General features: G+C 60.5%; 11 protein-coding genes. 4 read left to right on the top strand and 7 right to left on the bottom strand.

Annotated features, from left to right (window positions below):
• Nucleotides 1–10: 10 nt before the first annotated feature.
• From LOL23_RS14450 to flhD, 6 genes are all read right to left on the bottom strand, one after another.
• Nucleotides 11–511 carry a chemotaxis protein CheW gene (locus LOL23_RS14450; protein ID WP_237173789.1) on the bottom strand — a complete coding sequence of 167 codons (501 nt, stop codon included), beginning with the start codon at nucleotides 509–511 and terminating at the stop codon, nucleotides 11–13.
• A gap of 22 nt (nucleotides 512–533) precedes the next feature.
• Nucleotides 534–2,684 (bottom strand): chemotaxis protein CheA, encoded by a 2,151-nt coding sequence (gene cheA / locus LOL23_RS14445; RefSeq protein WP_160975602.1) that lies wholly within the window; start codon nucleotides 2,682–2,684, stop codon nucleotides 534–536.
• 10 nt (nucleotides 2,685–2,694) lie between these two features.
• On the bottom strand, nucleotides 2,695–3,621 hold the full coding sequence (gene motB / locus LOL23_RS14440; RefSeq protein ID WP_160975600.1) for a flagellar motor protein MotB: 927 nt from the start codon (nucleotides 3,619–3,621) through the stop codon (nucleotides 2,695–2,697).
• Nucleotides 3,622–3,630: 9 nt separating this feature from the next.
• On the bottom strand, nucleotides 3,631–4,503 hold the full coding sequence (motA, locus tag LOL23_RS14435; protein ID WP_160975598.1) for a flagellar motor stator protein MotA: 873 nt from the start codon (nucleotides 4,501–4,503) through the stop codon (nucleotides 3,631–3,633).
• 189 nt (nucleotides 4,504–4,692) lie between these two features.
• Nucleotides 4,693–5,301, bottom strand: coding sequence for a flagellar transcriptional regulator FlhC (flhC, locus tag LOL23_RS14430; protein ID WP_160975596.1), 609 nt, complete (start codon nucleotides 5,299–5,301; stop codon nucleotides 4,693–4,695).
• A gap of 13 nt (nucleotides 5,302–5,314) precedes the next feature.
• On the bottom strand, nucleotides 5,315–5,638 hold the full coding sequence (gene flhD / locus LOL23_RS14425) for a flagellar transcriptional regulator FlhD (protein ID WP_160975594.1): 324 nt from the start codon (nucleotides 5,636–5,638) through the stop codon (nucleotides 5,315–5,317).
• Between the two features lie 472 nt (nucleotides 5,639–6,110).
• Here flhD and LOL23_RS14420 point away from each other — a divergent pair, with 472 nt between their 5' ends.
• On the top strand, nucleotides 6,111–6,608 hold the full coding sequence (locus tag LOL23_RS14420; protein ID WP_160975592.1) for a C40 family peptidase: 498 nt from the start codon (nucleotides 6,111–6,113) through the stop codon (nucleotides 6,606–6,608).
• Between the two features lie 145 nt (nucleotides 6,609–6,753).
• Here the strand turns inward: LOL23_RS14420 and LOL23_RS14415 are convergent, their stop codons facing one another.
• Nucleotides 6,754–8,349 (bottom strand): glycerol-3-phosphate dehydrogenase/oxidase, encoded by a 1,596-nt coding sequence (locus tag LOL23_RS14415; RefSeq protein ID WP_160975590.1) that lies wholly within the window; start codon nucleotides 8,347–8,349, stop codon nucleotides 6,754–6,756.
• Nucleotides 8,350–8,531: 182 nt separating this feature from the next.
• On the opposite strand from LOL23_RS14415, the gene glpK reads away from it, so the two are divergent.
• From glpK to LOL23_RS14400, 3 genes are all read left to right on the top strand, one after another.
• Nucleotides 8,532–10,025, top strand: a complete 1,494-nt coding sequence (gene glpK, locus LOL23_RS14410) for a glycerol kinase GlpK (RefSeq protein ID WP_160975588.1) — start codon at nucleotides 8,532–8,534, stop codon at nucleotides 10,023–10,025.
• 44 nt (nucleotides 10,026–10,069) lie between these two features.
• Nucleotides 10,070–11,323 carry a methyltransferase gene (locus LOL23_RS14405; protein WP_202411555.1) on the top strand — a complete coding sequence of 418 codons (1,254 nt, stop codon included), beginning with the start codon at nucleotides 10,070–10,072 and terminating at the stop codon, nucleotides 11,321–11,323.
• Nucleotides 11,324–11,464: 141 nt separating this feature from the next.
• Entirely contained in the window at nucleotides 11,465–11,932 is a 468-nt protein-coding gene (locus LOL23_RS14400; protein ID WP_160975586.1) for a TM2 domain-containing protein, read from the top strand.
• Nucleotides 11,933–12,043 lie beyond the last annotated feature (111 nt).

The following is a 12,043-nucleotide window of genomic DNA, read 5'->3' as shown; positions in this document are numbered from 1 at the left end:
CCGCCACGTCTTACACGATTGCGGTATCGACCAACGCCATTTCGTCGCTGGTCATCAGCTTCTCGATATCGACCAGAATCAGCATGCGCTCATCCAGTGTGCCGATACCCGTCAGATACTCGGTGGAAAATGCCGTGCCAAACTGGGGGGCAGCGCTGATCTGGCCAGGCTGGAGCATCAGGACATCCGATACGCCGTCAACCACAATGCCAACCACACGCGACTCGAGGTTAAGGATGACAACAACCGTCTGGTGGTTGTATTCGACCGATTCCAGATCGAACTTGATGCGCATATCCACGATCGGAACGATCACGCCGCGCAAGTTCGTGACACCCTTGATGAAGGACGGCACATTGGCAATCCGGGTCACCGTCTGGCTGTCGTAGCCGCGGATTTCCTGAACCTTGAGGATATCGATGCCGTATTCCTGCGTGGCCAACGTAAAGACCAGAAACTCCTGGCCGGCGGTATCGACCTGGCCGACTCCGGTTTCCAGAGTGTTGAGCATGTTTTTCTCCGAATGTCGTAAATTAAAGGGCGGCTTTGTCGCGCGAGAACCGCATCAACGCAAAGACGTCGACAATCAGCGCAACGCTGCCATCCCCCAGGATGGTGGCCGCCGAGACGCCCGGTATCTTGCGGTAGTTGGCTTCGAGATTCTTGACCACCACCTGGTGCTGGCCAATGAGGTGGTCCACCTGCAGAGCGAAGCGCGATTCCTCGGCTTGCAGAATGACGGCGATCGATCGTGTGACGTCGGGCTCAGCGCCATCGACCGAGAACACTTCGTGCAGGGGCACCAGGGGCAAGTACTCGCCGCGAACGAACAGCACTTTTTCCGTCTCGGAAATCTTGCGAATCTGGTCAGGCGAAGGCTGGATGGACTCTGTGACATGGCCCAATGGCAGAATGAAGGTTTCGTTGCCCACACTCACAGACATACCGTCCAGGATCGCAAGCGTCAGGGGCAGGATGATACGCGTCGTCGTACCCTGCCCCGCGCGCGACGTGAGCTGGATATGCCCACCCATGCCTTGGATGTTGCGGCGAACCACATCCATGCCCACGCCGCGGCCTGATATGTCGGTTACCTTCTCGGCCGTGGAGAATCCCGGTGCGAAAATAAGCTGCCACAGTTCATCGTCGGGCGTGCTGTCTGACACCGACATGCCCTGGGCAATTGCTTTCTTGAGTATGCGCTCGCGGCTCAGGCCGCCGCCGTCGTCAGACACCTCTATGATGATTTGCCCGCCGCTATGCTGTGCCGACAGCGTCAAATGCCCTTCGATGCTTTTACCCGCTGCCAACCGTTTCTCGGGCGGCTCGATGCCATGGTCGATGCTGTTGCGCACCAGGTGAGTAAGCGGATCGATAATGCGCTCGATCAAGCTCTTGTCCAGCTCGGTTGCCGCGCCGCGCGTCGTGAGCCGGATCTCCTTGCCCATCCGCGACGCGGCTTCACGCACCACACGCGGAAAACGGCTGAATACGTAATCCATCGGCACCATGCGGATGGACATGACGGCTTCCTGAAGATCGCGGGCATTGCGTTCGAGTTGCTCGATGCCATTGAGCAGGCGGTCATGCAGCACCGGATCCAAGGTGGACGCCGTTTGATTGAGCATGGCTTGCGTGATAACGAGTTCGCCGACGAGATTGATAATCTGATCGACCTTTTCAACCCCAACACGCAGTGTGGTGCCGCCCGATGAGTGCTGCGCGGCGGCGCGGGATGCGACCTTGGCCGCAGGCGCCTGCATCTCGGCGGCGGGCACAGCTGCCTGTGTGGCTGACAGCTCCGTATCCGCGGAGGCCGCGGAAGGTGCCCCCCGCGCTTCGCTGGCCGGCTCCGTCATGGACGCCGCGCCGTGCGCAGCTGCAGGCTGGGCCGGGGCGCCCGCAGCGGACGCTACTTGTTCCAAACCAGACGGCAAGGCCTCGTGCGTGACAGCAATCTGCTCGGCATTGATGATAAAGCAGCATACAGCCGCCACGTCGTCGGCGCTGGCTGTGCTGTCCAGCCACAGCGTCAACTTGTCGCGCTCGCGCAAGCGATGCAGGATCGTGCCCAACAGCGCCATCTCGTCGGCCAGTGCGTCCGCATCCTTGTCGCTCAGTTGAGACAGGCGCACGCACAAGGGCAACCCGGTAGTCGTCGTGTGCAGCGCGGGTGCAGGATCGTCCGGTGCAGCGGACTCGGCTGGCTCGGCCCGTGTCGGCGCCGGCTCGGCGACGGGCTTGGCCGGGGCTGCGGCTTGTGCCGCAGGCACCGCCCCGCCCTGATATTCGAGCGCCAATGCCTTGAGTTGCGCGCAGATGCGCTGGTACGCATCGACGTCGGGATCCTGCTCGTTGCGATAGGCGAGAACTTGTTCGGTGAGCACGTCCTTGGTTTCCAAAAACAGGTCGATCATTTCAGTGCTGAGTGGCATTTCGCCGCGCCGCACCATGTCTAGTAGGTTCTCCAGTATGTGTGTCGTATCGGCAAGCACGCCAAAGCAGCCGAAAGTTCCCGCACCACCCTTGATGGAATGCGCGGCGCGAAAGATCGCGTTCAATTGATCGATGTCCGGATCGCTCAGATCCAGCCCGAGCAATTGCTGCTCCATATCGACCAATAGCTCGTCGGCTTCATCGAAAAAAGTTTCGAAGAACTGGCTTAGATCAACACCAGTGCTCATGCTTGCATCCTTATGGCTGTGGATTGCCGGTCGCGCCGGAAACATCCGACGAATCGGACGACTGCATGAGCGTCTCCAGATCGATGTCGGAGGTTCCTGCGTTATTCTGTGCGTCGATCCGCCTTTCGGCGCGCCGATTCAATACAACAATACTTATGCGTCGGTTAACGGCAGCTTGCGGATCGTCTTTAATCAGGCTTACTGTGGACGAAAGCCCAAGCACCTGTTTGATGCGGGGCTCGGACATGCCACCAGCCACGAGCTCCTGCCGCGCGGCATTGGCCCGATCAGCCGAAAGCTCCCAATTAGAGTAGGCGCGCTCACCCTTGGCATATTGCGTCGAATCGGTATGGCCCGAAACACTGATGCTGTTGGGCATTTCATTGAACAATGGGCCCAGGCGCCGCAGGATGTCGCGCATGTACGGCTGCACGTGTGCGCTGCCCGTGCTGAACATGGGGCGGTTCTGTCTGTCGATGATCTGCACGCGCAGCCCATCGGGCGTCATGTCGAGCAGCAACTGCGGGCGGAACTCCTTGAGCACGGGGTCGACCCTGATCAGGCTCTCCAGCTGGGATTTCAGATCCTCAAGGCGCAGGGTATCGGCGCGGTCGGCCGCATCTTCGACATTGCGGGATGGCTTGGGAGGCATGGGCTGGATATTCGGCACGACGCTGGGCTCGCCCCCCGGAATGACGTTGCGCGCATTGTCGACGTGGGGGCCGCCCTTAATGGCCGTCATTAGCGGCATGCGAAAGTATTCGGCGATCTCTTGCAAGTCTTTCTGAGGGATGAGCGCCAATAGCCACATGACCAGAAAAAACGCCATCATGGCCGTCATGAAGTCGGCATAGGCGATTTTCCAGGCGCCTCCGTGTTGCTGGACCGGCGCGACGCGCTTGCGCCGGATCACGATGCGATGCTGCGGGTTCTTCATGGTGGCGCGCTAGACCTTGCTGGCCGAGATGCGCGTCTGGCGCACGTGCTCTTCGAGTTCGACAAACGTGGGCCGCGCGTGCGAGTAGAGCACCTTGCGCCCGAACTCCACGGCAAGCTGTGGCGGATAGCCGTTCATGCTTGCCAACAGCGTGACCTTGATGCATTCCAGCACCTTGTCCGACGCATTGGCGCGCCGCTCGAGCGCGGACGCCAGCGGTGCGACAAAACCATATGCGATGAGGATGCCCAGGAAAGTGCCGACCATGGCCTTGGAAATGAGGTCGGCCAACACCACGGGCGGCGCATCCACCGATGCGAGCGCCTTGATGACACCCAGCACGGCTGCCACAATGCCGAACGCAGGAAGCGCATCAGCCACCGCGCGCAGCGCATGGACAGGGACTTGACGTTCATTGTGCTGCGTTTCGATATCCTGATCCATCAGCGTCTCGATCTCGAGCGAACTCATGTTGCCGCTGACGATCAAGCGCAGATAATCAGTGATGAAGTCCATTAGGGCACGGTCATCACGGATACGTGGATAGGCCTCGAAGATCGGGCTTTCATCGGGCTGTTCAATATCTTTTTCGATCGACATCAGGCCGTCACGGCGCGCTTTGCCCAACAGCATGTACAGCAAAGCCATGAGCTCCATGTATAGGTCTTTGTCGTATGGGCTGCGGCGCACCGCGCCCGGCAGCGCTTTGAACAGCAGGGCCACCGACTTGCCGCTGCTGGCAGCCAGATACGCACCCAGCGCGGCGCCGCCAATGAGCACGAACTCAAAAGGCTGATAAAGCGCACCTAGGTGGCCTCCCAGCGCGACAAAACTGCCGAACACCGAGATGACGACAATAAAAAAACCCAGAAAAATAAACACGGCCGAGCCTCTAGAGCGAAGATGGTCTATATGATCGCCGTTTTCGCGCCAGCGATATCCTCGCGACAACGGGGTATTTCATGGCTAAATCCCTGCGCTGCCACGGGGCGCGCGCAGCGCGCGAAGCACAGAGAAAAGCACGGCCCCCGCTTGCGGCGGGAGCCGTGTCGAAAACAAAACAGTAACGCTTCAGGAAGCCAGGGCCGGCGCACCACCCGCGCGCTTGCGCGCATTGCGGAGGGTTTCTTTGGGAGATCCTGCGGCAAGACGCGCACGCGTTTTACCGGCGCGCGGTGGTGGTTTGCAGATGGCGCACACGAAACCGTTTTCAGGATCATGGGCGTGCGCGACAAACCCCCCCGTGCAACGCGAGCAGCGCGAAAGCTGCAGCATGCCGCTGTCGAAGAACCGCACCAGCATCCAGGCGCGGGTAAAGCTGAGGACAGGTTCGTCGTCGGCGCCTTCGGGGCGCCCTACCGACGATTGCTCTAGATACAAACGATAGGCCTCGACCAACGCCACCGCTTTGCTGATAGGCATATGGGATTCGAGATAGCGGTAGATGCTGTAGAACATGCTGGCGTGAATGTTGGGCAGCCACGTCATGAACCAATCTACAGAAAAAGGCAGCATGCCCTTAGGTGGGGAGCAGCCGCGCAACTCGCGATACAAGCGCGCCAGCCGATCATAGCTCAAGCTGGTTTCGGCCTGAAGCACCTGCAGGCGGGCGCCAAGCCTGATCATTTGCGAGGCCAGGCCGATTTCCTCGGCCTCGCGGGATACGCTTTTGGTAGCCATGTCGATATGCCCGTCAGCCCGCTTCCACCGTACCGCGCTGCGCGAGCAGGATGGTCGAGTGCGCCTGCTGCAGTATCCCGCCCAACACGTCTTGCGTGAGCGATGAAAGAAGCTCATAGTCGTTCAAGCGGAACTTGCAGACCAACGAGTTGGAGCTGCACAGCTTGACCAACTGGGCCGGCGAGAGATTCATAAGGACGGTGCCGACGTCCGCATCGAGGCCCAGCCGGAATATGCCGGCGGCGAAGTTTTCGCGCAGCAGGCGTTGAGCCAGCATCATGTATGAAAGATTGACTTCGCGAATATCATTCAAAAGCGAGTTACCCGCTTCAGGCATTTCAATTTCTCCTAAAAAGATGCTGTGGGCAGCAAATAGCGCTGTGCAACAAACGGCGGCAAAGAAAATAATTCGTAACACTATCGAAACATCAGGCCTTGTTCGAGGCTTTTGTATCGCAGCCGGGTCTAATTACAAAATTTTGTTACGATTGCCTAAGTTGGACTACGCCATTTGGCCTAGGATGTTTGGCCAGTTTCGCGGAAAAATAGTATCAAACTTTGTTAAAAAGTTATATGACAATTGTCACTTGAATTTTTTTTTGCGTGTATTTGTAAAATGAATGCCCAAAATGCAGAGAATAAACAACAACATGTAACTTGATATTTACAAGTCAAGAATCTACAGTTACACATGAACTGGCGCCAGGGATCCGCAGGATGCACGTATTGGGCAGCTCCGCACCACACTCGCACAAGAGCGACGGCGCAATCAAGAATCCACAGAGTGGACGCATGAGGTGGGAACAAATATGACGCTAACACGCCCGAGGTTGTATCTAGGCATTGCCCTACTGGCTCTCTTGGCCGCATGTGCGGGGCCGACAAAGCATACCCGTCATCCTGCTCGCCATATTGCCGTCAACCCGGCCGAGCGAGATAACGTTGCGCTGACGGCGATGAGCCTGGTGGATACGCCCTACCGATATGGCGGCAACAACCCCGAAAGCGGTTTTGATTGCAGCGGCTTGGTCAATTATGTATTCAATACTGCCGCGAGCACGCAACTACCGCGCCAATCGTCAGACATCGCCGGTATCAGCCGGCCGGTTTCGCGCAGCGCCCTCAAGGCGGGTGACTTTGTGTTTTTCAATACCCTGGGGCGCCCGAATTCGCATGTAGGTATTTATGTTGGGAACGGCAAGTTCGTCAACGCGCCATCTTCGGGCGGCCGAGTACGGCTGGATTCGCTCGACAGCCCGTATTTCTCCCGCAGATTTGATTCTGCGCGCACGGTGTTCACCCAATGAAAGGTGTTTTCAGGCGGGGAACCGCGGGCAGCGAATGCGCAGGCGATGCGCAGGCGATGCGCAGCGCCCTATAGTGCATTATTTTCGCGCCAGGCGCAGCCCCCCGCGTTGTAGCGTACAGACGGCGACAAACGCGCTTCCGCGCTCATTCGGGTAACTGGCTATATTGCCGAGACAGGTGCAAAAACGCATCGAGCCCCGGATCAATCGCGAGCTCTTCGCGCAATATTTCCGCCACGCGCGGTGCAACCGCCGTGGCCAATTGGGCGTCCAGAAACAGAATACGGGCGCGACGGGCGAGTACGTCTTCGACGCAGCGCGCGTATTCGTAGCGCGCCGCGAAACGCACCATGGCTTCGGTGAGGCCTAGCGCCAACTCGGTATCCGCCCCCTGTATGCCGCGCAGCAACTCAGCCTCGGTACCGTAAGAAGACAGCCCCGGCGGCTCGGCCATTGATTTGCGCGCTCCGCCATCTTGCGGTGCGCCCACAAGCGGGTAGACCGCCGTGCGCGATGGCGCCAGCGGACCGAGCAGGCCCGCTTCCGCGCAGCGCTCCAGTACGTCTTCCGCCATGGCCCGATAGGTCGTCCATTTACCGCCCGTCACCGTGACCAACCCGCTGGTGCCGATCAATACAGTATGCTCGCGACTGATTTTGCGGGTTGCGCCAGCTTCGTCGCCCGTGGGACGCACCAGAGGCCGCAACCCCACCCACACGCTGCGAACGTCGCGCCGAGACGGGGGCCGGCTAAGATATCTGGCAGCCTCGCCCAGGATAAAGTTGATCTCATGGGCATACGGCAGAGGCTCTCGGGCGAGGTCGTGGCGTGGGGTATCGGTTGTGCCGAGTATTACCTTGCCCAGCCACGGCACGGCAAACAGGACACGGCCATCGCGCGTGCGCGGCACGAGCAAAGCATGGTCGCCGGGGAAGAATTCGCGATCCACAACTAGATGCACGCCCTGGCTGGGAGCAACCATGGGCTGAACCTGGACATCAGTGGCGGCACCGTCCATCTGGCGCACTTCGTCAACCCAGACACCTGTAGCATTGACGACGCAGTGTGCATCGACACGATATTCACGGCCTGTTTCCACATCACGGCATTGCACGCCGACAAGCCTGCCCTGCTCATGGAACAACCCTATGACAGGGCAATAGTTGATCAGCAGCGCGCCCTGGGCGGCGGCAGTGCGGGCCAGCGCCAGCGCCAGGCGGGCGTCATCGAACTGGCCGTCCCAGTACAAGACACCGCCCTTCAGGCCCTGACTGCAAATACCAGGAATCTGTTGGCGGGCCTGCGCAGCGCTCAGAAACCGAGTGGTGCCGAGCCCTGCGCTGCCGGCGAGCGCATCGTATACCTTAAGGCCCACCCCATAGAATGGCGTTTCCCAACAGTGATAACTGGGCATGACGAACGGCAGCGGACGCGCCAGATGGGGTGCATTGCGCAGCAAGGTGGCACGTTCGTGCAGCGCCTCGCGAACCAGGCCGATATTGCCCTGGGCCAGGTAGCGGACACCGCCGTGCACAAGCTTGGTGGCCCGCGAGGAGGTACCCTTGGCGAAATCGCAGGATTCCAGCAACACCACGGAGAGGCCGCGCAATGTAGCATCGAGCGCTACCCCCAAGCCGGTGGCGCCGCCACCAATCACAACCAAGTCGACCTGGCCCAGACCAGCCAGTGCGGTAAACAGGCTGGCACGGTCGCCAGCCTTGGGAGATAGAGGTGTCGTCATAGCGCATGTAGGCCGATAGTGTTCGCGGCACACTAAGTGTAAAGCAGTACAGACCCGTTCGGCGGCGTCCATCGCTTTAGCGGGCCCTCGGCAGCCGTATCCTCCGGCTGCGGTGACTCGGGCTTGTGGCGCCCCGCCCCGCCCCGTAAACTTCCTCTCGTGTTCCTTCCCCCCATGCCACTATGACTTATCTACTTGCGCTCGACCAGGGTACTTCCAGCAGCCGCGCCATCATCTTTGACCGGCAAGGCAATATCGTCACGCTGGCACAGAAGGAATTTACCCAGCACTTTCCGCAACCTGGATGGGTGGAACACAGCCCCGCCGAAATCTGGCAAACCCAATGCGACACGGCCCAGCAGGCATTGGCCAAGGCCGGCCTGCGCGCGGCCGACATCCGCGCCGCAGGCATCACCAACCAGCGTGAAACCACGGTGGTGTGGCATCGCGCCTCCGGCCAACCCGTGTGCAATGCCATTGTGTGGCAAGACAGGCGTGCCGAAGACACCTGCGCCGCCTTGCGCGCTCAGGGCCACGAACGTCTGATCCTCGAAAAAACCGGCTTGCGCATTGATGCTTATTTTTCGGCCACCAAGCTCAAATGGATACTCGATCATGTGCCCGGGGCTCGCGAGCAGGCGGAACGCGGCGACTTGGCTTTTGGCACGATCGACACTTGGTTGATCTGGCAGCTTACACGAGGCCGGCGGCATGTTACCGACGTCAGCAACGCCTCGCGCACGATGCTGTTCAACATCCACACCAACCAATGGGACGACGAGCTCATGCATCTGCTGGGCATCCCGTCCGCCTTGATGCCCGAAGTGTTGCCTTCGGCGGCTGAGTTCGGCGTGATCGACGCCAGCCTGCTGGGCGGCGAGGTCCCTGTCTGCGGCGTGGCCGGCGATCAGCAGGCGGCACTGTTCGGGCAAGCCTGCTTCAGCGAAGGCATGGCCAAGAATACTTACGGCACTGGCTGCTTCATGCTGATGCACACCGGCAATCGCTTCCAGATATCTGAAAACGGCCTGGTCACCACCAGTGCGGCGCAGATCGGACCAACACCAGAGTACGCCATGGAAGGCAGCGTTTTTGTGGCCGGCGCAGTCGTGCAATGGCTACGTGACGGGCTGCGCGCATTCGACAAGAGCAGCGATGTCGAAGCACTGGCGCGTACCGTGCCGGATGCGGGCGGCGTTATGGTGGTGCCGGCCTTCACCGGCCTGGGCGCACCCTATTGGCGACCCGATGCGCGCGGCACCATCACTGGCCTCACGCGCGGCTCATCCATGGCGCACATCGCACGCGCCGCACTCGACAGCATCGCCTACCAGAGCGCCGCGCTGCTGCAGGCCATGAGCCGCGATGCGGTGGCCGCCGGTGGTGCGCCACTGGCCGAACTACGGGTGGACGGCGGCGCCTGCGTCAACGATCTTCTGATGCAGTTCCAGGCCGATCTTCTCGGCATACCCGTGCTACGGCCTACCATGGTTGAAACCACGGCGCTTGGCGCTGCCTATCTGGCGGGGCTGTCCAGCGGCGTCTATCAAAACAAAGAGGAACTGTCGGCCCACTGGAAAGTCGAACACCGTTTCGAGCCCCAATTGTCGCCCGCCCGAGCCCAGGCTCTGATGGATGAATGGGCGCATGCGGTGCGCCAGGCGTGCGCGGAATGAGCCGGGCAAGCCGGGCGGAAGGCAATTCAGCGGGTATAGGCGGAATGACTCAGGCAAACTGGACGGAAGGCGGAGCGGCCCGGACTGCAGGCTGGCTAAATGAATACGGCGCGGCGCCGCGCCGTATCCTCGTGATGGACGACAACACTCCCGCCGACGCCGCATTCCGCGAGGCAACACAAGGCACGGCACTGCTATGGCGCGGCGATTATCACAACGCCCGGCAGCTGCTGCAGGCCTTGGGTCGCCGCATCGATGAACGCCAGCGGCGAACACGTCAGCGCCAAGCCGTCGACGTTGAAACGGCAGGGGTGGACGCATTCAACCGCCATCGCCTATTGCAATCGCAGCGTGCGCAATTGCTCAATCGCCTGCTGGTCGAGCTGACGCCGCAGGCAGCTGAGCCATACATAAATCAAACAGAAGCAAGTGGCGCGCAAGAAAATGATCCGCACGCAAGCGGTGCGCAAGTCAGCCGCACAAAGGCGAGCAATGCGCGGAGCGCAACGGCTTGGGTGCTTCATCTGCGGCGTGCGCCTGACATTGATGCGGCAGTTCAGGCCGCGCTGGGCTCTGCGGGCGGCCCGGTGTTGCTGCCGCTGCGCGCCCTGCTTGGTTATATCGGCGCCTGGGAGTGGCGTCGGCAAGGCGTACAGGTACCCGGCCTTGCGGGCCGCATCCATGTCCATTACGGGGTGTTCTCACCCAACCGGGGCGAATACCTCGATCTTGTCGCGCAGGCGCCCCTGCCCGCCAATCGCAGCTTGGCATTTGACGTAGGCACCGGCAGCGGCGTACTGGCTGCCATTTTGGCCTCACGCGGCATAGAGCGCGTGATCGCAACCGACCAAGACCAGCGTGCCCTGGCGTGCGCCGCCGATAACATCGCGCACCTGGGCTTGCAGACACGCATCACTCTGCTCAAAGCCGACCTGTTCCCGCTCGGCCGAAGCCCCCTGATCGTCTGCAATCCACCCTGGTTGCCGGCCCGTCCCACAACCTCCATCGAACAGGCGCTGTACGACCCGGGCAGCCGGATGCTGCTGGGTTACCTGCGAGGCCTGCCGGGCCACCTCGACGACGACGGCGAAGGCTGGCTGATCATGTCGGATCTGGCCGAACACCTGGGCCTGCGCGAAGCCAGCTTCCTTTTGGAGGCAATCGCCGCCGCCGGCCTGCGTGTACTCGATAGGCTGGACACCCGGCCACGTCATGCCAAAGCAATGGATGAAAAGGATCCCTTGTATGCAGCGCGCCGCGCCGAGGTCACCTCACTGTGGCGGCTGGGGCAGGCCTGAGTCGGTTACTGATAAACGCCACCTGGCCGCCATTGAAACAGCCTGAAATCGCCAAGGCCCCATACCTCGTCCTCCTGTACAGGCAGCCGGACGCATTCCTCATTACACTACGCTTTTAGCTCTGGAAAGGTTCGGTCCGCCATGCTGCAACGTATCATCCTGGCAATTGCTATTTTCATCGTCATCCTTGTTGCGCTCACCTTTGGCGAGGCCATTGCCTCCGAGGCGTTTTACTGGATCGAGCGGCTTTTCGGCGTGGTCATCCACAACTTTGCCGATATCTATTACGCGATCGAACGGTATGTTTCCAGTCATACCGGCAAGGTAATCCTTGCGCTGCTCCTCACCCTCCCCATTACCTGGTGGATCATCAAAAACAAGGGTAGTGAAATCAAGCGCCCGCATAGCCAGCGCAAGATCGCTATCGTGCTGGCGGTGTTTCTGGGTTGGCTGGGTGCGCATCGTTTCTACCTGGGCCAGATCGGCGCCGGCATCATCTACCTCGTCATCTTCTACTTTTTCGTGCCGCTGGCAGTGGTGCTGGGTCTGATCGATGCAGTACGGTACTTTCTTATGTCGGACGAAGAGTTCGTGCCGCGGCAACTTTAAGCGAACACGTCGCTCGGCTGGCACGCGCAAGTCAACACCGCGGGCCGGCGCCGCCGGGCCGCGTCATGAGCGGTGCCAGGGGCCGGGCCGGAACACGCCAAGATCAAACAC

Source organism: Paracandidimonas lactea, from assembly GCF_021653995.1.
Classification (GTDB): domain Bacteria; phylum Pseudomonadota; class Gammaproteobacteria; order Burkholderiales; family Burkholderiaceae_B; genus Allopusillimonas; species Allopusillimonas lactea.
The sequence above is the reverse complement of the archived record's forward strand: the minus strand, read 5'-3'. Positions and strand labels throughout refer to the sequence as shown.